The sequence below is a fragment of the Dyadobacter crusticola DSM 16708 genome (assembly GCF_000701505.1).
Taxonomy (GTDB): domain Bacteria; phylum Bacteroidota; class Bacteroidia; order Cytophagales; family Spirosomataceae; genus Dyadobacter; species Dyadobacter crusticola.
The window spans coordinates 254,046-277,222 of record NZ_JNJB01000012.1 but is presented as its reverse complement, the minus strand read 5'-3'; the positions used below and the strand labels follow the sequence as shown (position 1 = coordinate 277,222).

21 protein-coding genes and 1 pseudogene are annotated in these 23,177 nt (G+C 46.8%); 11 read left to right on the top strand and 11 right to left on the bottom strand.

The genetic code is table 11. From position 1 onward, the window contains the following. A pseudogene (locus Q369_RS0117240) lies at window positions 1-1,670 on the bottom strand (gliding motility-associated C-terminal domain-containing protein); the annotation flags it as partial. A 284-nt stretch (window positions 1,671-1,954) separates the two neighbouring features. Here Q369_RS0117240 and Q369_RS0117235 point away from each other — a divergent pair. The 3 genes from Q369_RS0117235 to Q369_RS0117225 all read left to right on the top strand — a co-directional run bounded on the left by Q369_RS0117235 (window position 1,955) and on the right by Q369_RS0117225 (window position 5,498). Then, window positions 1,955-2,626, top strand: a complete 672-nt coding sequence (locus tag Q369_RS0117235; RefSeq protein ID WP_031529030.1) for a succinate dehydrogenase cytochrome b subunit — start codon at window positions 1,955-1,957, stop codon at window positions 2,624-2,626. 59 nt (window positions 2,627-2,685) lie between these two features. Further along, window positions 2,686-4,674: a fumarate reductase/succinate dehydrogenase flavoprotein subunit gene (locus tag Q369_RS0117230; protein ID WP_031529029.1), complete on the top strand. Its 1,989-nt coding sequence runs from the start codon at window positions 2,686-2,688 to the stop codon at window positions 4,672-4,674. Window positions 4,675-4,745: 71 nt separating this feature from the next. Continuing rightward, on the top strand, window positions 4,746-5,498 hold the full coding sequence (locus Q369_RS0117225) for a succinate dehydrogenase/fumarate reductase iron-sulfur subunit (RefSeq protein ID WP_205624333.1): 753 nt from the start codon (window positions 4,746-4,748) through the stop codon (window positions 5,496-5,498). A 73-nt stretch (window positions 5,499-5,571) separates the two neighbouring features. Here Q369_RS0117225 and Q369_RS0117220 read toward each other — a convergent pair whose 3' ends face one another. From Q369_RS0117220 to Q369_RS0117205, 4 genes are all read right to left on the bottom strand, one after another. Then, entirely contained in the window at window positions 5,572-6,192 is a 621-nt protein-coding gene (locus Q369_RS0117220) for an OmpH/Skp family outer membrane protein (protein ID WP_031529027.1), read from the bottom strand. A gap of 101 nt (window positions 6,193-6,293) precedes the next feature. Further along, window positions 6,294-6,641, bottom strand: coding sequence for a hypothetical protein (locus Q369_RS0117215; RefSeq protein WP_031529026.1), 348 nt, complete (start codon window positions 6,639-6,641; stop codon window positions 6,294-6,296). Further along, entirely contained in the window at window positions 6,638-9,082 is a 2,445-nt protein-coding gene (locus Q369_RS0117210) for a penicillin acylase family protein (protein WP_031529025.1), read from the bottom strand. Before Q369_RS0117210 ends, Q369_RS0117215 begins: the two co-directional genes overlap by 4 nt. A 37-nt stretch (window positions 9,083-9,119) precedes the next feature. Next, window positions 9,120-9,848, bottom strand: a complete 729-nt coding sequence (locus tag Q369_RS0117205; protein WP_031529024.1) for a copper homeostasis protein CutC — start codon at window positions 9,846-9,848, stop codon at window positions 9,120-9,122. Between the two features lie 298 nt (window positions 9,849-10,146). Here Q369_RS0117205 and Q369_RS0117200 point away from each other — a divergent pair, with 298 nt between their 5' ends. Continuing rightward, window positions 10,147-10,368 carry a DUF2795 domain-containing protein gene (locus Q369_RS0117200; protein ID WP_013927448.1) on the top strand — a complete coding sequence of 74 codons (222 nt, stop codon included), beginning with the start codon at window positions 10,147-10,149 and terminating at the stop codon, window positions 10,366-10,368. A 182-nt stretch (window positions 10,369-10,550) separates the two neighbouring features. After that, on the top strand, window positions 10,551-11,204 hold the full coding sequence (locus Q369_RS0117195; protein WP_031529023.1) for an AlbA family DNA-binding domain-containing protein: 654 nt from the start codon (window positions 10,551-10,553) through the stop codon (window positions 11,202-11,204). A 158-nt stretch (window positions 11,205-11,362) separates the two neighbouring features. Here Q369_RS0117195 and Q369_RS0117190 read toward each other — a convergent pair whose 3' ends face one another. Continuing rightward, window positions 11,363-11,716 carry a DUF3127 domain-containing protein gene (locus tag Q369_RS0117190; RefSeq protein ID WP_031529022.1) on the bottom strand — a complete coding sequence of 118 codons (354 nt, stop codon included), beginning with the start codon at window positions 11,714-11,716 and terminating at the stop codon, window positions 11,363-11,365. An 81-nt stretch (window positions 11,717-11,797) separates the two neighbouring features. Further along, window positions 11,798-12,937 carry a cystathionine gamma-synthase gene (locus Q369_RS0117185; RefSeq protein WP_031529021.1) on the bottom strand — a complete coding sequence of 380 codons (1,140 nt, stop codon included), beginning with the start codon at window positions 12,935-12,937 and terminating at the stop codon, window positions 11,798-11,800. Window positions 12,938-13,115: 178 nt separating this feature from the next. Between Q369_RS0117185 and Q369_RS0117175 the strand changes: the two genes are divergently transcribed. The 5 genes from Q369_RS0117175 to Q369_RS0117155 all read left to right on the top strand — a co-directional run bounded on the left by Q369_RS0117175 (window position 13,116) and on the right by Q369_RS0117155 (window position 17,907). Then, entirely contained in the window at window positions 13,116-13,799 is a 684-nt protein-coding gene (locus tag Q369_RS0117175; protein WP_229206875.1) for a TVP38/TMEM64 family protein, read from the top strand. A 128-nt stretch (window positions 13,800-13,927) separates the two neighbouring features. Next, entirely contained in the window at window positions 13,928-15,511 is a 1,584-nt protein-coding gene (locus Q369_RS0117170; protein ID WP_031529018.1) for a sodium:solute symporter family protein, read from the top strand. A gap of 75 nt (window positions 15,512-15,586) precedes the next feature. Then, on the top strand, window positions 15,587-16,564 hold the full coding sequence (locus Q369_RS0117165) for a dihydrodipicolinate synthase family protein (RefSeq protein WP_031529017.1): 978 nt from the start codon (window positions 15,587-15,589) through the stop codon (window positions 16,562-16,564). A gap of 27 nt (window positions 16,565-16,591) precedes the next feature. Further along, window positions 16,592-16,915, top strand: a complete 324-nt coding sequence (locus tag Q369_RS0117160; protein ID WP_031529016.1) for an RNA polymerase sigma factor — start codon at window positions 16,592-16,594, stop codon at window positions 16,913-16,915. Between the two features lie 116 nt (window positions 16,916-17,031). Continuing rightward, entirely contained in the window at window positions 17,032-17,907 is an 876-nt protein-coding gene (locus Q369_RS0117155; protein ID WP_031529015.1) for an AraC family transcriptional regulator, read from the top strand. Between the two features lie 47 nt (window positions 17,908-17,954). Here the strand turns inward: Q369_RS0117155 and Q369_RS0117150 are convergent, their stop codons facing one another. The 4 genes from Q369_RS0117150 to prfB form a co-directional block, all read right to left on the bottom strand. After that, window positions 17,955-19,250 (bottom strand): MFS transporter, encoded by a 1,296-nt coding sequence (locus Q369_RS0117150; protein ID WP_031529014.1) that lies wholly within the window; start codon window positions 19,248-19,250, stop codon window positions 17,955-17,957. A gap of 24 nt (window positions 19,251-19,274) precedes the next feature. Beyond that, window positions 19,275-20,054 carry an alpha/beta fold hydrolase gene (locus tag Q369_RS0117145; RefSeq protein ID WP_031529013.1) on the bottom strand — a complete coding sequence of 260 codons (780 nt, stop codon included), beginning with the start codon at window positions 20,052-20,054 and terminating at the stop codon, window positions 19,275-19,277. Window positions 20,055-20,099: 45 nt separating this feature from the next. Then, a complete protein-coding gene (locus Q369_RS0117140) occupies window positions 20,100-20,288 on the bottom strand; it encodes a hypothetical protein (protein ID WP_031529012.1) in 189 nt (62 codons plus the stop codon). An 88-nt stretch (window positions 20,289-20,376) separates the two neighbouring features. Then, a protein-coding gene (gene prfB, locus Q369_RS0117135; RefSeq protein ID WP_157488222.1) for a peptide chain release factor 2 occupies window positions 20,377-21,451 on the bottom strand; the annotation gives its coding sequence in 2 pieces (ribosomal slippage) (window positions 20,377-21,390 and window positions 21,392-21,451; 1,074 coding nt in all). A 316-nt stretch (window positions 21,452-21,767) separates the two neighbouring features. On the opposite strand from prfB, the gene lpdA reads away from it, so the two are divergent. Beyond that, entirely contained in the window at window positions 21,768-23,165 is a 1,398-nt protein-coding gene (lpdA, locus tag Q369_RS0117125) for a dihydrolipoyl dehydrogenase (protein WP_031529010.1), read from the top strand. The last annotated feature ends 12 nt before the right edge of the window (window positions 23,166-23,177 follow it).

The window sequence follows — 23,177 nt, the reverse complement described above, 5'->3', positions numbered from 1 at the left end:
CCTGATGCCGCAGCTGGTTTGGTCCATTTGACAGTGATCACGCCCCTTGTCTCACTGGTAGAGTCAACAGTGACATTGGTGATAACCGGCATGAGCAAAGGCAGTTTAAGGCAGAATTCGTCAGAAGCGACACTTTCCCCTCCGCCCACCAGGCTTCCCGGCTCAGAACCGTTGGTGCCTGGCCTTGGGAAAATAACCACCAGCCGGTAGCTGTACGAAACACCCGGCCTGAGGCCTGCGCCATTGTTGTTGTCCAGGAAAGTAGTCTGGGTGACCGGCACGCGGGCAACTTCCTCGTAGCCGGACCCGGCAGGGATACCGGTGATACAAACATCCTCTAAGATATCTGTACACCCTTCTGCCCTGTATATAACGACCCTTGCTCCTTGTACCTGGCATTTGTAAGCATCCCAGTTGAGCCTGTAAGCGGTACCAGCCGGGTCAGTGGCTGCCACAGCTGTAAGGCCTGTGGGCTTGGGCCCGTAAACCCGGATGTTGAGGGTGGTCATATCGACCAGCTTTCGGAACAGGGAGGGGTTGGGTGTGCCGCTTGCGGGCGCATCTTCTACTTTGAATAGCACATCATAAGGCTCCATGCGGATGTGGCTGCAGGAAGTCTGCCAGGTAAACTGGCCAACGACGGTGTTCTGTGAACCTTGCTGGGGGACATTGAATGCGGCCAGCGCAGGCGGCACCAATGCGCTCTGGTAGACCCCTCCTGTGGAAGTAAGTGTCAGCCTGTCGCCATTCTTGTCTGTGGCCCTGATCTGCTGGTTGATGAAAGTGCCGGCTTCCACGCAAATGTCGTCCAGCGGGTCCATTAAGGGCCGGTCGTTGCGCGCGTCTTCCACTAGGATCTGCATATCCCGTACAATCTGGCCGATCAATCTTCTGTCCCGCCATTCTTCTACAATGAATGCAACGTTATACTGTCCCTTCATAGCTGGCGCATCCCAGATGAGATCACCTGTAAGTTCGTTGATACTGAAATTAGCAGGCGTAGCCCCAGCCTCTGTGCGTCCCGGCGCGCCGATCGCGTTAGGCGCGGCGTAGGGAATGTTGGTGCCTATTCCGCCACCACTACTTTCTTGAGGTACGAAGAGCTTATACGCAAGGCTGTCACCGTCGGCATCGAATGCATTCGGGTTGTGAATGTAACGCTGTCCTACTGCCGCAAGATCAATGGGCGGGTTGAGTAAAACAGGAGTTTGGTTTGGTCCGAATTGTGAATTGATCTCTAAGGTGCTGTGAACAAAGAAGTTGAGTTGGTTAGTTTGCACTCCGTTGTTCAGGTTAACAGTATTTGCATTCCGGTTTTCCATCCTTACAGAAATCTGGTAGGTGCTGGCGGCCGGGAAAGTGTAGGTGGTAATATATTCGTTGTAGGTCGTGTTGTTACCGATGTTCCGAATGGAGTTGGGTACACGGTCAACGCGGCGCGGGCCATCGGACCCAAAAAAGAAGTCGACATAAATAGCATTGTCAGCTGCAATCTTTCCAGCCGGCGATACGTCGAAATAGGCCGACAGTTTGATTTCGTAGGTAAGTCCTGAAATCCGTTTCGCCGTAATTTCCCCTGCCCGGAAGTGGGTCGCCCGGACCTCAGAAACAGAAAACAGCAGAATGATAAAACCAATTAATGATAGGAGGGAACGTAAAGTACTTGACATATAAGAATGGTTATTAGTCTGACCTGAACTCTCAACGAAATTCCTACTCGAAAATGTGTATGAGAATATTAAACAAAACTTGCTTTTCTGGTGTTTTAAGGGCGTTTCAAACACACTGATTAGCACTAGCTTGCCAGAATCAAAAATTTCTTAATAATGATTATAAATAATAGCCCATGCAGCAAAAATGGGCGGGTTTTTTTGCCTGACGAGCGTTTGTGATATACCTTTGAATCGTTCTAAATATACCTCATTTTTTTGCACTAAAACCATTTGTGTTTCATATGTCGTGGTTTTCACAAACGTTAACGAGCTCGATCGGGAAAAAGCTTCTGATGGCTCTTACCGGACTTTTTTTGATTGTTTTTCTGGTGATTCATGCCGGTATCAATGCAATGATCTTTTATAATGACGGCGGCGAAACTTTCAGCCACTGGGGTCATTTCATGGGTACAAACCCGATCATCAGGACGCTTGAAATCGGACTTGTTGCGGGTTTCCTTATTCACATTGTCGACGGTCTTATCTTATGGAAAAACAACAGGGAAGCCCGTCCGGTAAAGTATGCAGTCAATAATCCTTCTGCAAACAGTACCTGGTATTCAAGAAGTATGGGTCTGCTGGGGACGTTATTGCTGATCTTTCTGGTTATCCACACAGCGCATTTCTGGATTCCTAACCGCTCTAACCAATTTGCTACCGGCGAGGAACTGAACCTTTATCAGATGATGCTGGATATCTTTCAGAATGAGTGGGTTGTGTTGATTTATGTGTTGGGTTGTATCTCATTGTTCTGGCATTTGCTGCACGGTTTCAAAAGTGCTTTTCAGACACTGGGAGCAAACCATGTCAAGTATAACGGTTTGATTTCATTTGTAGGAACAGCGTATTCGGTTCTTATACCGCTTCTTTTTGCCTTGATGCCGATCGCGATTTATCTGGGTTGGGTCAAATAACGAGTGCCGGTGTATGCCGGTGATTCTTTCATTTCAAATTTCGATTAACTAATATTTATATGGCGACTTCATCTCGTCTGGATGCCAAAATACCTCAGGGACCGCTTGAAACTAAATGGAGCAAATACCGCTCTTCGGTGCCGCTGGTAAATCCCGCGAATAAACGTAATCTTGAAATTATTGTAGTTGGTACCGGTCTGGCAGGCGCTTCTGCTGCTGCTACGCTGGCTGAGCTGGGATACAAAGTAAAAGCTTTCTGCTTCCAGGATTCACCACGCCGCGCGCACTCCATTGCAGCGCAGGGAGGTATCAATGCAGCAAAAAACTATCAAAATGACGGGGACTCGATTTACCGTCTTTTTTATGATACAATTAAAGGTGGTGACTATCGCTCAAGAGAAGGCAATGTACACCGCCTTGCCGAAGTTTCGGGAAGTATCATCGATCAATGCGTAGCTGCCGGTGTGCCTTTTGCACGTGAGTACGGCGGTTTGCTTTCCAACCGTTCTTTCGGTGGAACGCAGGTTCAGAGGACGTTTTACGCAGCCGGCCAAACAGGCCAGCAATTATTGCTAGGAGCTTATTCAGGTCTGCAGCGCCAGGTTGGTATGGGTACAGTTAAAATGTACAACCGCCACGAAATGCTGGATATCGTGAATATCGATGGTAAATGCCGCGGTATTATCGCACGAAACCTGGTTACAGGTGAATTGGAAAGACACGCAGCTCACGCTGTGTTGCTTTGCTCAGGTGGTTACGGTAACGTTTTTTATCTTTCTACCAATGCACTGGGAAGCAATGTAACAGCTGCCTGGAAAGCGCACCGCCGCGGGGCATTTTTCGGAAATCCTTGCTTTACACAAATTCACCCGACCTGTATCCCTGTTTCAGGCGAGCACCAATCCAAGCTGACGCTGATGTCAGAGTCGCTTCGGAACGATGGACGGATCTGGGTACCCAAAGCTAAAAACGATAACCGCCCCGGTAATGAAATCCCAGAGGAGGAGCGTGACTACTACCTTGAAAGACGCTATCCTGCATTTGGTAACCTTGTTCCCCGTGATATTGCTTCACGCGCCGCTAAGGAACGTTGCGATGCAGGCTACGGCGTAGGAACCTCTAAGTTGGCAGTATACCTCGACTTCGCTGCTGCGGTAGAACGTTACGGTAGAGGGGAAGCGAGTAAAAATAACATTCACACTGCATCTCCATCAGATATTATCGCCTGGGGTAAAGCAGTGGTGAAAGAAAAATACGGTAACCTGTTTGATATGTACAAACAGATTACCGGAGAAGATCCGTACGAAGTTCCAATGCGTATTTACCCTGCTGTTCACTACACAATGGGCGGACTTTGGGTTGATTATAATTTGATGACGACAGTACCAGGATTGTATGCACTGGGAGAAGCAAACTTCTCCGATCACGGTGCAAACCGTCTGGGTGCCTCCGCTTTGATGCAGGGTTTGGCTGACGGATATTTTGTGATCCCTTATACAATCGGTGCCTACCTGGCGAACGAGATCAGAACAGGAAAGATCTCGACAGATCACGAAGCTTTTGTTCAAACAGAAAAAGAAGTAAGAGATAGAATTGGGAAGCTGCTGAGCATTCAGGGTAAAACCTCTCCTGAACTTTTCCACCGCAGGCTGGGCAAGATCATGTGGGATAAATGCGGAATGGCGCGTAACGAGCAGGGATTGAAAGAAGCGATTGTTGAAATACGCCAGCTAAGAGAAGAGTTTTGGAAAGACGTAAAAGTAATGGGAACAGCCGATTACTTTAATCCTGAACTGGACAAGGCTAACCGCATTGCGGACTTTATTGAATTAGGTGAGCTGATGTGTATTGATGCGCTGCAAAGGAATGAATCTTGTGGAGGACACTTCCGTGAAGAATATCAGACCGAAGAAGGAGAGGCCTTGCGTGATGATGAGAATTATATGTACGTGTCGGCCTGGGAATACAAAGGTGTTGAAGAGTGGGAACTTCATAAAGAAGAGCTCATTTATGAAAACATCAAGATTGCTCAAAGAAGTTATAAATAAAGTTCAGGCCGCTGCTTAGTACCGGCCGGATTGACAAACCATTAAAAGATAGAACAATGAGTGCAGGTAACATGCATATAAAGCTTAAAGTCTGGAGACAAAGCACTGCAAATGCACAAGGAGGTTTTGAGGAGTACAGTCTTAATTCGGTTTCTCCGGATATGTCTTTCCTCGAAATGTTTGACGTGCTTAACGAACAATTGGTTGTAGAAGGAAAGGAACCTGTAGCATTCGATCACGATTGCCGCGAGGGAATATGCGGATCATGCGCAATGTTTATCAATGGCCGGCCGCACGGCCCGCTCAAAGGAGTTACAACCTGCCAGCTGCACATGCGTTCTTTCAACGACGGAGATACGATCGTGGTAGAACCTTGGAGAGCGGCTGCATTCCCGGTCATCAAAGACTTGGTTGTGGATCGTGATGCATTTGACCGCGTGATTTCGGCGGGAGGATTTATTTCTGTAAATACAGGAAATGCACAGGATGCCAACAGTTTGCCAGTTCCGAAGGAAGCGGCTGACGAAGCGTTTTCAGCAGCAGCCTGCATTGCTTGCGGTGCTTGCGTAGCTGCTTGTAAAAATGCTTCTGCAATGTTGTTTGTATCTGCAAAAATCTCTCAGCTTGCATTGCTGCCGCAAGGTCAGGCGGAACGCAGTATCCGTGCTGAAAAAATGGTTGCGCAAATGGATGCGGAAGGTTTTGGAGCTTGTACCAATACAGGCGCATGTTCAGCTGAATGTCCGAAAGAGATCAGCATGGTAAATATCGCGCGTATGAACCGTGAATATATCGGTGCGAAGTTCTCTTCTTCGGCTGTTTAAGAATTAGATGGGTAACAAAAAAAGGTGTCGGTTCCAGGGAACCGACACCTTTTTTTGTTGGTAACCTGCCAGCTTACTTCTTCGTAGAATCTGCCGCTGCGGGTTTTCCGGATGATTTATATTCCTTATTAAGACCGTCCAGGATCTTCTGGGTAACGTCCAGTGAAGGATTTGCAAAAAGAATCCCGCCGCCCAGTGAGTAACCCAGGACATACTCGAAACCATTCTCTTTATTGTACTTCTCGATATAAGAGCGGATATTTTTATAAAGCTCTTCATTTTTCTTAGCCTCTTCCTGGCCTAGTGCCTGCGCTGACTGGTCGCGGTAAGCCATTAAATCCTGCTGCTTTTTCATCAACTGCGCCTCTGTTGCTCTTGCTTGCTCCGGCGTCATTGTCTGTGCTTTTTGCTGGAAGAAAGCTACTTCGTTCTGCAAAGAGCGTCCTTTAGTAGTCAATTCGTTTTCAAGCTGGAAATTTCTGTTTTCAAGTTCCTTTCTGGTGTCTTTGAAGAATTCGTAATTTTTCAAAAGAGAATCTACCTGAACATAAACTGTCTTGCGACCCGCAACTACATTACCGTCTGCTGCTGCGCCGGAATCGCCCGAAGGTTTATTTGAAAAATGGAGGAAAAAAAGTACCGCTACGGCCAATGAAAGCACAATGTTCCAGATCAACGAAGTATTATTATTCACGTCTTTAAGGTTTAATTTTTTTGCATGAGCCGCAAAGATAAGGATTTGTGTTTAAGTACAATGAATCTTATATATCCTTGAAAAGGCAATTTAACAGCTGCTTAACTTTCTGTATTCCGTACAAAAATGTCCCTGATCAGGGAACCGGACAGCCCTCCGAAGCCTCCCACCAGCCCGCCGATTACTCCGCTGACCAACAGTAATAAAAGTCCGTCAGGAAGGAAGAATATCTGTGCAATCCGATCAGAGATAGCGCCATTTGAAATAAGATGGAAATAGTATCCATATCCCACCCACAATACACATATTGCCAGGAAGCTGATCCAAAACGATTTAAATGCAGCTGTTGGCCACCAGAGATGAACTGCGAAAGGAACAATCGCAACTACCCACCAGGGAGCGAAGAATTGCAGTATAGCCGTGACGATCAGAATAAAAAGGAAGTTCATCGTTGTTTCTTTTGTAGGGTGATCCGGGAGGTGAGGCGGGAATGTCGCTGGTCGGGCGCACTCAGGAACAGCAGTTCATTCAACTCCCCTTTCTCCCATTTACCAAGCAGATTGAGGTAGTAAGGGCTGCCAGGATTTCCCGATTGTCCGCCCGGGTAAATACCATAGGCACGGGGTGTAGGCCCAAGCTCGACGACCATTCTCCATGAAGGTCCGTTTCGCTTCGTGATCGCATTCACGATACTACTGCCGCCACCGGTCGTGATCGGAGGCGCATTAAAGGATTTCAGGCTTCTGCTCAAATGCCGTATTTCAGTACCTTTCACTTTTGACCACTGCCACGAAGGACTCATATTCCCGTGCTGTGCTTTCAGACTGTCGAGCGTTGCTTTAAAGCTGCTGTACACGATATCATGCATGGTCTCTTGCTGCGGGGTATTTACATTATCAAACCATTTTTCCTCGGGTTGTTTCAAAAGCAAATACAATGTACGGTCCCGTGTAGGCAGCTCAGATCCGAATTCATCGCTCCATATCGCACTCCGCAATGCAGGTAACCACTCTTCGAAAATAGAAGCTGCTACCGAGTTGGGGGAATTTTGGTAGTTCCAGTTGGCAAGGATGATTTTAGCTGCTTTTTCAGATGGAGATAATGCTGTTGTGGACAATACTTCCAGGAGCTTTGGTAAAATGGTCCGGGCGAGCACACTGAAATTGTCGTTCTGCAAAGCGCGCAGGCTGTCTGCATTGGCCTGAGTCATCGCATGTAAACGTTCGTTGATCCGGATCGCCCGCTCGGAAGGCGCGAAAACCCAGTTGATATAATAAGGATAAGTGGTATCCGTACTCGATTGATTGGCACTGCTCACAAAGCCCCTTTCCGGATTTTTGACGTAAGGGTTCTGATCAGCCGGGATCCAGCTCAGCCAATCGGTCCGGGGATCGGTACCATCCAGGATAAATTTACCCTGTTCCTTGTATTTGAGAGGCATTTTTCCATTCACGGTAATGGCGATATTCTTGCTGTTGTCAGCGAACACGAAATTTTGTGCAGGCCCCACGTACCTGGTTAATGCGCTTCTGTAATCATCATAATTTTTCGCCCTGTTCAGCTGGTAGAATGTCATAAAGCTGTTGCCAGGCTCGTGCCCGATCCAGCGGATAGCGAGGTTGGGCTGCTTTGAAGTATTGTCTGTTTCGGTAACCGGCCCGTGGTGGGTATAAATAACATCTTCTGTTACCGGCAGCTTCTCCCCTTTGACGTAAACCAGTTCCTTCCTTACCCGGGTATTTTTCCATTGGTTTTCGTGCCAATACTGCTTTCTGCTGTCGTCTTTGAATTTGATTTTGTATAAATCATAAACATCGGCATCCACATTGGTAACTCCCCAGGCTACATTTTGATTGAAGCCGATAATTGCACTCGGGATACCAGGCAAAGAAACACCGTATACATTCATTTCAGGTGTATGCAGCTGTACCTGGTACCAGATCGAGGGCAAGGTCAGTTCCAGGTGCGGGTCATTGGCGAGTATCGGATAGCCGGTGATCGACTTTTCAGCACTGACAGCCCAGTTGTTGCTGCCAATTCCTTCGATTTTTTCAAAACGTTTTGCAGACAATCCGGCCGTTCCGGTTGAATGTGAATTAGGTTCAAGACTATCAGCAGCAGTCAATTTCTCAGGAATGGGAAGTGGCTCAAAATCCCATTTCCTCCCGGCGGGAATTATGGGACTTTCTTGCAACAGCGGGTAGTTAGGAAAAACCTGGTCTATTACCTGCTTTCCATATTTTTGAAGCAGCTCCGTCATGCCTGTTTCATTGGAGCGCCCTGCGAGAGTAAGCGTCATTTGTTCCAGCATGTACAAGGTGTTGATCGGCTTCCAGGGTTCCGGTTTGTAGCCCAGTAACTTGAATTCTATGGGATAGTCTTTGGGAGCGAGCTGGCTGATGTATGCATTTACCCCGGCAGTGTACCCGAGCAATGCAGTGCGCGATTGCGGCTCGCTCATTGCCATTTTAAGGTTAGCTTCGGCACCATAACCCATTCCCAGGCGGCGGCTCTGCAAGTCCATTTCGAGGGTCACCCTGCCCAGTATCTCAGACAGCCGGCCGGAAGCGGCACGTATTTGCAGGTCCATTTGCCACAATCTGTCCCTTGCAGTTATATATCCCTGGCCGTAAAACAGGTCAAAATCATTTTTTGCAAAAATGTGCGGCACGCCTGCATCGTCAAACCGGATGATCACTTCGCTTTGCAGACTATCGAGCTTGAGCACCAGCTCAGTTTTGGAACCTGATGCGTCTTCACCATTCTGACTGAATCCTGTAAACGGGCTCAGGAAAGGTCCCAATGCAGGTGCAGGTCCAAGCGGTTTGTCAAAAAAGTAAATAAGGGCTATGGCAATGGCCAAAGAAACAATCGCTTTAACAATCTTCATAGAGAGGGGACACTTTTGCAGAAAAAGGTCTTTTTAACTACGAAACTACTTGAACCATAGCTTCTATCACTTCAAGCTTACTATATAAAACCGAACGCTCATCAGGGATTTCGCTGGCCATTGAAACTGCTGCGGGGAAGTACTTCTGTCTCGCCGGACGGAATGCTTTGGCGGTAAGGTGCAGGGAATGTACGCCGGCTGCTGCCAGCTCAGCCGCATTATCAGGATTAACGCCGCCGCCTGCCATAATCTCGATCTTCCCGTTTGCTTCTCTGGAAAGTGCAGCAAGTAAGTCGATACCCTGAATGGCACTTGCCTGCTGGCCTGAGGTAAGGATTCTTTCAGCGCCGGTTTCAATTATGGCTTTCAATGCTTTATGCGGATCGGGCGTCAGGTCGAATGCGCGGTGGAAGGTTACTTTCATCGGTGCCGCATAGTCCACTAACGCTTTTGTCCGCTGTACATCTACTTGTCCTTCCGTATTAAGCACACCAAGTACCACGCCATTTGCGCCTAGCTTTTTGGCCACGTCAATGTCTTTTTTCATAATTTCTTCTTCAAAAAAATCATAAACAAAGTCACCGCCGCGAGGCCGGATCATGACGTATACGGGGATCTCTATATATTGTTTGACAATTTCGATAAGACCTGCACTTGGCGTGGTTCCACCCTCGCCCAATCCGCCGCAAAGCTCAATTCGGCCAGCACCGCCGGCTTGTGCGTTAATGCAGGATTCAAGGGAGTAGGCGCAAACTTCGATAGTCATAATAATGGTATTTTGGGAACGAAACAGGGAATTTACAAAAAGGTTTGAGGGAATGAACAGCCGCTGCTAGAAATGATTGGAACAGGCGGAAATTACACGCTGCTTTTAGGGCTTGTTGCTAGGAATTCAGTAAAAGCATTTAAATAAGATATTGGTTTACAGCTGCTTATTGGTTTGAGAGAAATATTATTTTTAAGCAAGCAATTATTTTTGCTTTTTTTCGCTTTAAGCTTTTAAAAGATGTCAAATTTTTTACTTTTGCAGAAAAGTAAAGTAACCATTAATAGGCGAAAATATTATGTACTGGACTCTCGAACTTGCATCGTACCTTGAAGATGCTCCCTGGCCAGCTACCAAAGACGAGCTAATTGACTTTGCAATCAGAACAGGCGCTCCGTTAGAGGTAGTTGAAAACCTACAGGAGCTGGAAGACGATGGTCAACCCTATGAAAGCATTGAGGAAATTTGGCCTGATTATCCCACGAAAGACGATTTCTTTTTTAACGAAGACGAATATTGATAAGAGACGACACTGAAAGGTGTCGTTTTTTGTTTATCAAGGGTCGGATTTACACGAACTCAGTCTTGAATATTTTTTTAATCTGACAAAACGAGTGTATATTGTTAGCGTTAAGAAAGGAAAGGCGAGGATATAACCGAAGGTGATTTTGTCATAATTCAGATATCTATCCATTCTAACTAATGGAGCTTCGATTGTTAAAAGAGCTGGTAAAGAAAGGGGAAGGTGAGCACGTGGAGTTCAAATTGAAATCCAGCCATCCTGAAAAAATTGTCCGCGAAGTTGTCGCTTTTGCCAACACAGGTGGCGGTAAGCTCTTCGTCGGAGTTGGCGACGACAAAACCATCAAGGGATTGAAAGATGCGGATGAAGATGAATTCACGCTTACCCGGGCGATCGACAAATACATATATCCCAAAATAAGCTACAAAAAAGAACGCGTTCCCGTAAGTCCGGACAGAGATGTGCTGGTACTTACCATTCCGCGCAGTGTCGACAAGCCGCATTATGTGGTGGACGAGACTGGTACCCGCCAGGCTTACATCCGGGTGGAAGACAAATCGTTGCAGGCGAGCAGGGAAATGAAGGAAATTATGCGCCGCGGAAGAGGTGAGCGTGATATCCGTTTTCAATACGGCGACAAGGAGCAGAAGCTCATGAAGCTGCTCGATGAAAAGCAGTCGGTTACCGTGGACCTTTTTGCAACAGTCGCCGGCATTCCCCGTAAAATTGCCTCTAATACATTGGTGGTAATGGTACTGGCCCGAATTCTGGAAGTGCACCCGCAGGAAATGATCGATCAGTTTACGATGTCAATGGGATATCAATCCAACTGACGGTGTAAGACAGGCAAAAAAATTGGCCGTCAATGTACCGAAAGGGAAATTGACGACCATAAAACAGTGCCTTAGCCACTACTTTCTATACTGCCCGGGTTCTTCCCATTAATATCAGCAGTATGTACTCGGTCAGCTTATTGTAATTATCAGCTTAATTAGAAAGGAAGATCGTCAGATTCGTCCTCTGTAAAAGTGGTAACAGGAGGAAGCGGACTGCCGCCGGAAGACGCAGAAGGACCGCCGCCATTCGCTTTGTCTACTTTCCAGGCTTTTACTTCTGTGTACCAGCGGGAATTGTACTCGCGGCTCTCGATATCAATGGAAGCTGTAACTGATTGATTGATTTGAAGGTCAGCCTGGTCGATTTTATCTCCCCAAAGCGAAATGCAAACCTTTTTCGGATACTGAGAAGGTATTTCAAGAATAAATTCCTGTTTACGCCACATTCCGTTTTTGCCCTGACCTGTTACCTCAGGAAGCAAAGCGATCACTGTTCCCGTTAATTCCATTTATTTGTTTTGATTTTTAGTGTTTCAAAAAAGGTAGTTTCAAAAGTAAGATTTTTGAAATTGATTGGCAAGAATCCGCTGCTACCCTATTGCCTGTGCCAGATCTGCGATCAGGTCTTCTGCATCCTCAATACCTATGCTGAGCCGGATTAAAGTATCTTTTAAGCCCACTTTCTCTCTTTCTGCTTTCGGAATGCTGGCGTGCGTCATACTCGCAGGGTGCGTACAAAGTGACTCCACGCCTCCCAGTGACTCGCCGAGGGAGAACAATGCAAGGCGCTCCATTGTAGTGACAGCTTCCTCATAAACATCTCCTTTTAGCTCAAATGAAAGCATTCCGCCAAAACCGCGCATTTGCTCCCGGGCAATTTCGTGGCCAGCGTGGGAAGGAAGTCCCGGATAATAAACGATAGCGACCTTTGGATGATTGGAAAGCCAGGCAGCGATTTGCATTGCATTTTCACAATGCCTTTGCATTCGGATATGCAGCGTTTTCAACCCTCTTAAAACCAGAAAGCAATCCTGGGGGCCAGGCACTGCGCCGGCTGCATTCTGGATAAAGGCGAGTTGCTTTGCGAGCTCAGTATCATTCGTGATCAATGCGCCCATGACGGTATCAGAATGTCCGCCGAGGTACTTGGTAACAGAATGCATGACAATATCTGCCCCCAGGTCGAGCGGGTTCTGCAGGTAAGGCGAGGCAAATGTGTTATCAACTACGCAGTGGATGTTCTGTTCTTTACAAAGTGCAGTTATTTGCCGAATATCGATGATTTTCAGAAGCGGGTTAGTAGGTGTTTCGATCCAGATCATCCGGGTTTTCTCTGAAAAAGCTTCTGTCACATTCCGTGGATCAGACATATCGACGAACTTGAAAACCAAACCATAACCTTCATAAATGCGCTTCATGATCCGGTAAGTACCGCCGTAAATGTCGTTGGTGACGATGATTTCGTCGCCCGGTTTGTACAGCCTCAGTACTGCGTCTGTGGCCGCCATTCCGGAGGAAAAGCAGATCCCGTGCTGTCCGTTTTCCAGTGCAGCCAATGCATTTTGCAGCGCAGTTCTGGTGGGATTATGCGTGCGGGAATATTCGTACCCTTTGTGCTTGCCCGGACTTTCCTGAACGTAGGTGGAAGTCTGATAGATCGGCGTCATGATAGCGCCGGTCGTTGGGTCGGGTGTTACGCCTGCGTGAATTGCTTTTGTTGCGAATTTCATTTCGATGTTTGAAGTGCCACGAAGGCACGAAAATACACGAATAAGCTTATTGATAATGCACTTTTGTGCCGGTCAGAATTCAAATGCGGCCACATAAAAGGTAAGAACATTAAAAACCTTTTGTACAAACAAGTGGTTATTTGAATGCAGATACTGCATACCTAGCCGCACTACATCCGTGGAAAAATCTACACCTAAAAAATTCTCGTTACCAGTGGTTATCAGTGTGCTGATGACCGTTGTTCCGCTGCTGACTACTTCCATTCTCACGGCCTGGGCAATTAGTAACGAGCAGTTTTTGCGGACAATGCCGCTAGGGTGGTGGGTTGGTGTTACATTGATGCTGACGATTGCATCCTCGCTTGCGCTTACGCCGCCTACTTTCCTGGCGCTTGTTTACGGTTATTTTTTGGGCTGGATATCGCTCCTCATGCTTTTCGGAATGAACCTGGGCGCCATTGCGTTGATCTACGTTTCTGCCAATTATTTGCATGCTACTTCGCTAAGGAAGCATTTAATGCAGGTTTATCCGCAGGTGGGCAGCTTGTTAAGCCGCTTTCATAAGAATGAGCTGCGACTGATCTTTTTTGCCAAACTTTCACCTGTTCTTCCTTTTGCAATCACCAATCTCTTCTTTGCAATGGCAGGCGCACGCTTCAAACAGGTACTTGCCGGCGGTACGCTGGGGATGATCCCCCGCACGGTACTCGCTGTATGGGCGGGAAGAGAAGCGCAGGATATCAGGTACCTCTTGGAGCATCCTAACGAAGGTCTCGCTACCAAAGTGGTTTTGATCCTGCTGATCATCGTCTCCACAATCGGGGTCGGGTATTTCTTTCGGGAGCGGAAAATAGTAGGATAGTTACGCTATACTTTGCAGAAAATAGCTTTTCTTGCTAAGATCCTACAATAATACGCTACGAAACCACATAAATTCATTGTCTTCATCCTGTTTCTTTGTGGTAAAGTTATAATTCATCCGAAACCAGAATGAAATCCTTACCATTTGTAGATCTGGTCATTGTGCTTGCCTATCTGGCAGGGATGGTTGGTGTAGGGATTTATTTTTCAAGAAAGAATACGACCGCGGATCAATTCACGAAAGCTTCGGGGCGGATCCCGGGTTGGGCGATTGGGATCAGTATCTATGCGACATTTTTAAGTAGTAATACTTTTCTGGGAGTTCCGGGGAAAGCGTTTGGCAGCAACTGGAATTCATTTGTATTCAGTTTATCAATGCCGCTTGCTGCCTGGGTAGCGACCCGGTTTTTTATTCCATTTTACAGAAAAACGGGCGCGGTATCCGCCTACACGCATCTTGAACACAGGTTTGGGCCTTGGGCGCGTACTTACGCTGTCGTCTGTTTTTTGCTGACGCAACTGGCCCGCATGGGTTCTATCTTCTTTGGGATCGCATTGAGCTTGCAGGCGCTGACCGGGTACGAAATGTCAACGATCATGATCGTGGTCGGGATTTGCATTGTGCTTTATACGGTAATGGGCGGAATGGAAGCGGTGATCTGGACAGAGGTGGTGCAGGGTGTGATTAAGACAGTCGGCGCGCTCGTTATTTTATACTTGGTTGTCGACGGAATGGGCGGCGGCGTATCCAGGATAATGAGTGTCGGCAGTGCTGAAAATAAATTCAGTCTCGGCACATTCGCGCCGGATTTTACGCAATCATCTTTTTGGGTCGTGTTGCTTTACGGGTTTTTTATGAACCTGAATAATTTTGGAATGGACCAAAACTATGTGCAACGTTACCATACTACTACGTCGGTAAAAGAGGCTGCTGGTTCTGTCTGGCTTTGTGTTTATCTCTATCTGCCTGTTTCTCTGATGTTTTTCTTCTTGGGATCTTGCCTCTACGCATATTATCAGAGTAATCCAGCCCTTCTTGAAACAATCAAAATGCAGGTTGCAACGGAACGACTGCCGAATGGAAGTCAGGAGGCGATCAGAGGATTAGCGGCGACATTGGTACCGGCTGACTATGGTGACAAGGTAATGCCGCATTTCATGGTAACAAAAGTGCCCGTAGGTTTGCTGGGGCTCATTATTGCAGCAATCATGTCAGCTGCGATGAGTACGATCAGCTCCGGAATGAATGCATCTGCTACGGTATTTTCGGTAGATATTTATCAAAAATACATCAAGCCTGACTTGTCCCAGGGAGAGTCGCTGCGGCTGCTCTATATTGCTACAACGGTGTTCGGTTTGCTGGGAATGGTGACCGGGATTGCGATGATCGGCGTGAAAAGTGTTCTGGATGTTTGGTGGATGCTGTCGGGTATTTTCGCCGGCGGAATGCTCGGGTTATTCCTTTTAGGGATTATTTCAAGACAAACGCGCAATGCAGAGGCATTGACTGCCACGCTGATCGGTATCGTGGTGATTATCTGGATGACATTCTCCGGTCAGCTTCCTGATGAATATGCATACCTGCGTAACCCATTGCATCAGAATATGATTATGGTGGTAGGAACACTCACGATCTTTCTGATCGGAATGCTCCTGACCAAATTGAAAAGAACGAGAACTGCCGAAAAAGAATTGATACTGGACAGTAAATAAATGCGCTGAACAAAAGCTCGTAGTCAGGCTTATTTTATTAAAGTTAAAACAACACCAATTTAATTGTTACTCAACATGACAAACGCACAAACGTCACGTTCGCTGCCGCAGGGATTTATTCCGGTTATGCTTACACCTTTTCTGGAATCGGGAGCAGTGGATTTTGAGGGGCTGAAAATGCTGACTGAAATGTACCTTGAAGCAGGCGCTGCGGGGCTGTTTGCCAACTGTTTGTCAAGTGAAATGTTTGAATTGACCGAATCGGAGCGACTTGAAGTGACGCAAACCGTAGTGGACCAGGTTGCCGGAAGAGTACCGGTAGTAGCCACCGGGACCCTCGGCGGGTCGATTGAGCAACAGGCAGATTTCGTAAAACGTATATACCTCACCGGAATAGATGCCGTGATCGTGATCACTGGTTTGCTGGCTGAGGAGCATGATAACGAAGCGGTTTTTCATACAAATGTAAAAAGGCTGCTGGCACTTACCGGCGACATTCCCCTGGGATTTTATGAATGCCCCGTACCTTATAAGCGGCTAATAGACAGCCGATTGCTGGGTGAGCTGGTGCAGAGCCAGCGAATTGTTTACCACAAGGATACTTGTCTCGATATCGAAGAAGTTGTAAAGCGCATTGCAGCCACAGAGGGATTCAGGTTTGGGTTGTACGATGCCTATATGGTCAATGCGACTGCCTCGCTCCGGGCCGGCGCCGCTGGTTTGTCGTGCATTCAGGGCAATATATATCCTGAGCTGGTAGTATGGATGTGCAATCACTTCAATGATGTGTCCCGTGCCGAAGAGGTGGAGAGGCTGCAGACATTCTTCAATGATTCAATGGATATCGTGCATACTGCCTATCCGATAATCGCGAAGTACTGCCTTCAGAAACGAGGCTTTCCCATTTCACTTTATACCAGGAGAAAAGTTGACGAACTGACCGAAGAGGTGAAAGAACGGGCTGACAAGTTATTAGATGAAGCCGCCCAGCTTCGAAGCGAGCTCGGCGTCGAAAGTGTTTTTAGAAACAGCTTTGCTGCGCCATTGAAATAAAAAAGAAACAATCAAAATCAAATCACCATGGCCTTTCCGACTCAGCAGATTTTGCACCGCATTACCGAAGGAGATAAGGTCGCGTTTGCGCAGCTTTGCACTCATTTTCGTGAACCCGCACTGACATTATGCAGGGTGATTTTAAAAGACGACGGCGAAGCAGAGGCAATAACAAGCCATGTTTTTGAGAAAATCTGGGAAGACCGGATTAAGCTGGAAAAAGAAGAGAATTTTCAATCATACCTGTTCCTCAATCTGAGAAACCAGATTTTTATGGAAATGAGGAAGTACCAGGATCTCGGCTTCCGACAGACGTACCTGGACAAAATGGGCTCAGTCAACAGATCTTAGCGAAGGGGATATGCGGCTGTCGAACTTTTTAAATACAGATCGGATAGATAAGCAAAAAATATTCTTTAAATGAATAGCAGACAGATACCTAAACCCTGTCACACTGGACATTTAAAATGAAACCTCATTTTCACAAAGTTCCGATACCCTCGCGAACTTCATTCAGCATTCGCCACGAAAAAGACGCCGGCTTTGGGACTGTCTGGCATTACCATCCCGAGCTTGAACTGCATTATCTCGTAAAAGGCAAGGGAGTGCGCTTTATCGGCGACAGTATCAGCAATTTTTCAGACGGGGAACTGATCCTTTTGGGAGAAAACCTGCCACATACCTGGCGTGTGGAGGAAGGCGCGACCAACACAGCCGTTGAAGTAATCATCATTCATTTTCTTCCCAATTGTCTGGGCGGGGACTTTTTGCTCTTACCGGAAGCTTACCAGATCCCGAAACTTTACGAAAAGGCAAAACGCGGGCTCCTCATTTCAGGGAATGCAAAAGAAAAGATAGTCGAGCTGATGTACTCAACAGTTCACGCACAAAACCTCGACCGGCTGATCGCACTTATGTCTATCCTGAAAATACTGGCGGAAACAACAGACTACGAGACCATTGCTTCTGCGCACGCATTTTATAAGTCGAACGATTCGGAAACTTTGCGTCTTAATAAAATTTACGCATATACGCTGTCTAACTACCGCAACGACATCACGCTGCAAGACGTGGCTGCAATCGCGAATCTTGGAATAACTTCATTTTGCCGGTACTTCAAATTAATGACCAAGAAAACGTACAATGATTTTCTGGTGGAAATACGCATTAGTCAGGCTTGCAGGTTGTTAATTGAGGATAAGCTGGCGACAGAAGTCATTTGTTTCGAATGCGGCTTCAACAATGTTTCCAATTTTTACAGGCATTTCAAGAAGGTTACAGATATGACTCCGCTTGAATACAAAAGGAAGTATTTGTACAAAACCTCTCCGGAAATGATGTAGGGCTACTTGCTGTGATTTTCATTTACTCAATCACTCGTTCTGAATTGCTAATTGTCTTCAATGAGCGAGGTATGTTTGGTGTCTTTCATCCGGATATAGATTACCAGGGATATAAAAATGCAGATGGTGACATACCAGTAATAGTAGCTTTCATGTCCCAGATTTTTGAACCAAAGGGCAAAATATTCCGCCGTTCCTCCGAAGATTGCAACAGTGAGAGAATAGGGGAGCCCCACGCCAAGCGCCCGTACTTCGACCGGAAATAGCTCGGCTTTTACGACTGCATTGATGGATGTATAACCGCTCACGATAAGCAGCGCGGCCATCAAAAGTGCGAATGCAGACCACATATCGGTCGTTTTACTCAATGTAGTTAAGAGTGGATAAGTGCAGATGGTGCCCAGTACACCAAACGAAATCAACAACGGGCGCCTGCCAACACGATCGCTTAATGCGCCAAAAACCGGCTGCAGCACTGCAAAAATGAAGAGTGAGCAAAAGGTGAGAATGGTAGACTGGTATTTGGTAAGTCCGACCGTATTGACCAGGAATTTTTGCATGTAGGTGGTATAGGTATAAAACGCGAGCGTGCCGCCCAGGGTTAAGCCAATTACGACAAGTATTGCCCGGGGATGTTTGAGCAACTCTTTTAATGAACCTTCTTTTTTGGCTTCCTGCGTTTTTGTCTGGAATGCTTTGGTCTCTGTGAGATGTGCGCGTAAGTATAAGGCAACCAGCGACAATGCAGCTCCGAAGATGAAAGGAATGCGCCAGCCCCATTCATGCATTTGTTTGTCGGTAAGGAAGATATTTTGAAGAATCAGCTGCAAGCCAAGCGCAAGCAGCTGTCCGCCGATCAATGTGACATATTGAAAACTCGAATAGAAGCCGCGACGTTTTTCAGTAGCGACTTCGCTCAGGTAAGTGGCGGAGGTGCCATATTCACCTCCCACACTCAACCCCTGCAACAAACGCGCAATAAGCAGCAGGATCGGCGCTAAAATGCCTATACTGTTGTAGCCAGGCAAAAATGCAATGAGCAATGAACCGAATGACATCAGTAAGACAGACAATGTCATGGCGACTTTCCTGCCCCGGGTATCTGCCAGTTTTCCGAAAATATACCCGCCTATCGGCCGCATTAAAAACCCGACGGCAAAAATTCCGGCTGTATTGATGAGTTGGACTGTCGGGTTGGAATCAGGGAAAAAGGTACTTGCGAAATAGAGGGAAAAGGCGGAGTAAGCATACCAATCATACCATTCAACGAGGTTCCCGGCAGAGCCGCCGATGATGGCTCTTAACCGCCAATTGGTGTCATTTCGAGTTAAATGTTGCTGCATAACGTCAGATGGGTGTCTGACAAGTTACTCAAATAATGTACAAATCCACGCGGCAGAATGTGTAACCAGCTGCGAGTGGCCACTTTTGAGGCGGATCGTCTGGTCGGCCGGAAGTAACTTGGCCAATATACTGACTGTGTGAGGTTTCAAGAGTTTGTCAAATTCGCCTGTAAACAAAAACACACGCACATCGCTAGTCTTTGCAAGGCTGCTGATTTGGTGAATGTCAAACCGGAGGCTTCGGAACGCAATCCAAGATTTTAGTATAGTGCGGCGTTTTTCCGGTGTGTTGAGAACATGTTGCGTAAAGCGGACGAGGCTGCTGTTAACGAGTTTCAACTTCTCTAAAATCAGGATTGTTTCAAAGAAGAATGCGGGTCTTTGCATTACCTGGCGAAATAGTGATCGTCCTAATGCATTCCGCGTTGCCATTGAGTAGAGGGGATTTTCAGAAATTCCGTCGGGAGCAATTAAATAAACATTTCCGATCCTGTCTGCGAAAGCTTCAAGCGTAGCCAATGCAAAGCGACCGCCCATGCTGAAACCAGCCACGTCAAATGTTGTGATTGCATTGTCTTCTAAGAATTGTGCGAGATAGTCTCTCCAGATTGATTTGGAAACGAGGGGAATATCTGAGTCCGCACTTTTGCCATGGAAAAAAAGATCAAAGGCAAAAATGGTGTAATGTGAACCTAATACCTTTTCAAAAGGATCAAAGCAGCTTAATCCATCCTGCCCAATGCCGTGGAATGCGAGAAGAGCACGCGGGCCGTGGCCAAGTTTGTGATAGTGGAGAGGTTTCAATGGAGACTATTCATAGGCTTCTGGCTGATGACTCTTAGATAAGGATCATTCATGCAGCTTGCCTTCTGATTTTTGCTCAGAAATCAACTTTTCAGAGATTGTTGGTTCATCCCGACGCTCCTCAGCAATCAATGTATCCAGCAGATCCTCCACTATTCTAGGATGCTCCTTCAAATTGATTATGAGGTCAGTTTTCTGACCCTTTTCATTCGTGATGAATCGAATACCTGTCATGATAATTGCTATTTGGAATCAATTTAACAAAAAGCAGAAAAACCTCCAACTTCCGTGACTGTGCGGCAGTTGAAGGTCTTCTATGTGGTTAAGATTCCATCAGATAAGCCTTAATAAAATCGTTGATTTCACCATTGAGTACCGCCTCCGTGTTGGAAGTCTGATGATCGGTGCGATGGTCTTTTACCCGACGATCATCCAGTACGTAGCTTCTGATCTGGGAGCCCCATTCGATTTTTCGTTTGGAAGCTTCTACTTCTGCACGGGCTGAGTTGCGTTTTTCCAGCTCAATCTGGTACAAGCGCGATTTCAAAAGCCTGATTGCGACCTCTTTGTTCATCAGCTGCGAACGCTCCTGCTGGCAGGCGATGATAATGCCCGAAGGTTTGTGATGCAGACGAACTGCCGTTTCGACCTTGTTTACATTCTGTCCACCAGCACCGCCTGAACGATAAGTATCCCAGGTAATATCCGCCAGGTTTACGTCAATTTCGATGTTATCATCGGCAAGCGGGTACACGTAAACTGATGTAAATGAAGTGTGGCGCCGCGCATTCGAATCAAAGGGAGAAATGCGTACAAGCCTGTGCACACCGTTTTCTGATTTCAGGTTGCCGTAAGCATATTCGCCGTCGATTTCCAATGTGACAGATTTCACGCCGGCCACATCGCCGTCCTGCAAATCAACCTCGCGGACCTTGTAACCATTTTTCTCTGCCCACATGATGTACATCCGCATCAGCATCGAAGCCCAGTCCTGCGACTCGGTACCACCGGCGCCTGCATTGATTTCGATCACTGCGGGCAGCTCGTCGCCTTCTTCGCCCATCATCTTGCGGAATTCAATTTCTTCCAGCTTTTCAGAGAGCTTTTTGCCTTCTTCGTCTACCTCTTCTTCGGTAGCTTCTTTAGCTTCATAAAATTCCCAAATGGTATCAAGATCGTCGCGGAGGCGCGCCAGTTCTTCATAGCCATTTGTCCAGAACTTCAATCCGCGGATTTCCCGCATTGTTTTTTCGGCGCGTTCTGAATCATTCCAGAACTCCGGTTGAACAGTTTGCTGTTCAAGATCTTCTAATTGTTTTTTACGGTTACCGTAGTCAAAGATACCTCCCCAAAGCCTCTACACGGGCCTTCAAGTCTTTCAATTGCTCTGCTGTCATTTGAAGTTTGAGTTTAAAATGTTAAAAATGCCTCCTTGATGATAGCGGTTATCAGCCTCGTCATACTGAGCGGAGTCGAAGTGCACTATGCTTCGACTCCGCTCAGCATGACAAAGGCAATGCTAAGTATGCCAAAGGAGTGCCAAGTATGGCAAAATGGTGCGCCAAAGCTGCGAATAGCAAAGATATAACAATTCGGAAGAATGGTCGGTTTCAAAGAAATAGGCTGCGTTGGAGATGTAGGCATTCCGGCAAATCGTCTTAACTTTGCGAGAAATTTAGTGTACCCATTTCTTATCAATAAAAATACCAGAAAATGGCTCAAACATATGATGTGATTGTAATTGGTAGCGGCCCCGGAGGGTATCCGGCAGCCATTCGTGCTTCCCAATTAGGACTTAAAGTTGCAATTATCGAGAAAGAAAGCCTGGGTGGAATATGCCTTAACTGGGGTTGTATTCCAACAAAAGCGCTCCTGAAAAGTGCGCAGGTTTTTGAATACATTAAGCATGCAAAAGACTACGGAATCAACGTAGGTGAATCATCTGCCGATTTTTCAGGGGTAATCAAACGCAGCCGCGGCGTGGCTGACTCAATGAGCAAAGGGGTTTCCTTCCTGATGAAAAAGAATAAGATCGACGTCATCATGGGTGCCGGTAAGGTGAAGGGACAGAAAACGGTTGAGGTTACTGATAAGGAGGGCAAGAAAACAGATTACACTGCCAATAAAGGGGTGGTTATCGCAACTGGCGCCCGCGCACGGGAGTTGCCAAACATCAAAATCGACGGACAGAAAATCATTGAATACCGCAAGGCGATGAGCCTTGAAAAACAGCCTGCATCGCTACTGGTGATTGGTTCTGGTGCAATCGGAATGGAATTCGCGTATGTATACGCTTCCATGGGCACCAAAGTGACTGTGGTTGAATTCCTTCCAAACCTGGTACCGGTAGAAGATGAGGAAATTTCAAAAGAAATCGCCAAGCAATACAAGAAGCTGGGCGTAGATACTTACGTAAATTCAACAGTTGAAAAAGTAGATACCAGCGGAAATGGCTGCGTTGTTTCGGTGAAAACGCCGGACGGACAAAAGACGTTTGAAGTGGATGTGGTGCTTTCAGCTGCCGGCATTGTTTCCAACATCGAAAACATCGGTTTGGAAGAGACAGGTATTAAAACGGATAAAGGCAAGATCGTTGTCAACGAATGGTACGAAACCAGCGTTCCGGGTTTCTATGCGATCGGTGACTGTACGCCTGGTCCTGCATTGGCGCACGTGGCTACGGCTGAGGGTATCATTTGTGCTGAAAAAATCGCCGGACACAAAACAGAGGCGCTTGACTACGGTAACATCCCGGGATGTACCTACTGCCAGCCGGAAATTGCTTCTGTTGGCTACACAGAAAAGAAAGCGAGAGAAGCTGGTTACGATATCAAAGTGGGTAAATTCCCATTCAAAGCTTCCGGAAAAGCAACTGCTGCCGGCGCAACGGATGGTTTCGTAAAGGTAATTTTCGATTCCAAATACGGCGAATTCCTTGGCGCACACATGATCGGTACCAATGTAACTGAAATGATTGCTGAGGTAGTAGTAGCGCGTAAGCTCGAAACAACCGCTCACGAAATCATGCGGTCAATCCACCCGCACCCGACCATGTCTGAGGCTTTGAAAGGAGCGACGGAAGCGGCTTACGGAGAGGCGATCGACTTGTAGAGTTAGCATTAA

What these genes read in the sequence shown, in the direction of transcription:
- Q369_RS0117150 (WP_031529014.1), bottom strand. Translation starts at nt 19,250, where the DNA reads ATGCAGCAACATTTAACTCGAAATGACACCAATTGGCGGTTAAGAGCC.
- Q369_RS0117190 (WP_031529022.1), bottom strand. Translation starts at nt 11,716, where the DNA reads ATGGAATTAACGGGAACAGTGATCGCTTTGCTTCCTGAGGTAACAGGT.
- Q369_RS0117235 (WP_031529030.1), top strand. Translation starts at nt 1,955, where the DNA reads ATGTCGTGGTTTTCACAAACGTTAACGAGCTCGATCGGGAAAAAGCTT.
- Q369_RS0117165 (WP_031529017.1), top strand. Translation starts at nt 15,587, where the DNA reads ATGACAAACGCACAAACGTCACGTTCGCTGCCGCAGGGATTTATTCCG.
- Q369_RS0117225 (WP_205624333.1), top strand. Translation starts at nt 4,746, where the DNA reads ATGCATATAAAGCTTAAAGTCTGGAGACAAAGCACTGCAAATGCACAA.
- Q369_RS0117160 (WP_031529016.1), top strand. Translation starts at nt 16,592, where the DNA reads ATGGCCTTTCCGACTCAGCAGATTTTGCACCGCATTACCGAAGGAGAT.
- Q369_RS0117230 (WP_031529029.1), top strand. Translation starts at nt 2,686, where the DNA reads ATGGCGACTTCATCTCGTCTGGATGCCAAAATACCTCAGGGACCGCTT.
- Q369_RS0117195 (WP_031529023.1), top strand. Translation starts at nt 10,551, where the DNA reads ATGGAGCTTCGATTGTTAAAAGAGCTGGTAAAGAAAGGGGAAGGTGAG.
- Q369_RS0117205 (WP_031529024.1), bottom strand. Translation starts at nt 9,848, where the DNA reads ATGACTATCGAAGTTTGCGCCTACTCCCTTGAATCCTGCATTAACGCA.
- Q369_RS0117155 (WP_031529015.1), top strand. Translation starts at nt 17,032, where the DNA reads ATGAAACCTCATTTTCACAAAGTTCCGATACCCTCGCGAACTTCATTC.
- Q369_RS0117215 (WP_031529026.1), bottom strand. Translation starts at nt 6,641, where the DNA reads ATGAACTTCCTTTTTATTCTGATCGTCACGGCTATACTGCAATTCTTC.
- Q369_RS0117140 (WP_031529012.1), bottom strand. Translation starts at nt 20,288, where the DNA reads ATGACAGGTATTCGATTCATCACGAATGAAAAGGGTCAGAAAACTGAC.
- Q369_RS0117185 (WP_031529021.1), bottom strand. Translation starts at nt 12,937, where the DNA reads ATGAAATTCGCAACAAAAGCAATTCACGCAGGCGTAACACCCGACCCA.
- Q369_RS0117170 (WP_031529018.1), top strand. Translation starts at nt 13,928, where the DNA reads ATGAAATCCTTACCATTTGTAGATCTGGTCATTGTGCTTGCCTATCTG.
- lpdA (WP_031529010.1), top strand. Translation starts at nt 21,768, where the DNA reads ATGGCTCAAACATATGATGTGATTGTAATTGGTAGCGGCCCCGGAGGG.
- Q369_RS0117200 (WP_013927448.1), top strand. Translation starts at nt 10,147, where the DNA reads ATGTACTGGACTCTCGAACTTGCATCGTACCTTGAAGATGCTCCCTGG.
- Q369_RS0117210 (WP_031529025.1), bottom strand. Translation starts at nt 9,082, where the DNA reads ATGAAGATTGTTAAAGCGATTGTTTCTTTGGCCATTGCCATAGCCCTT.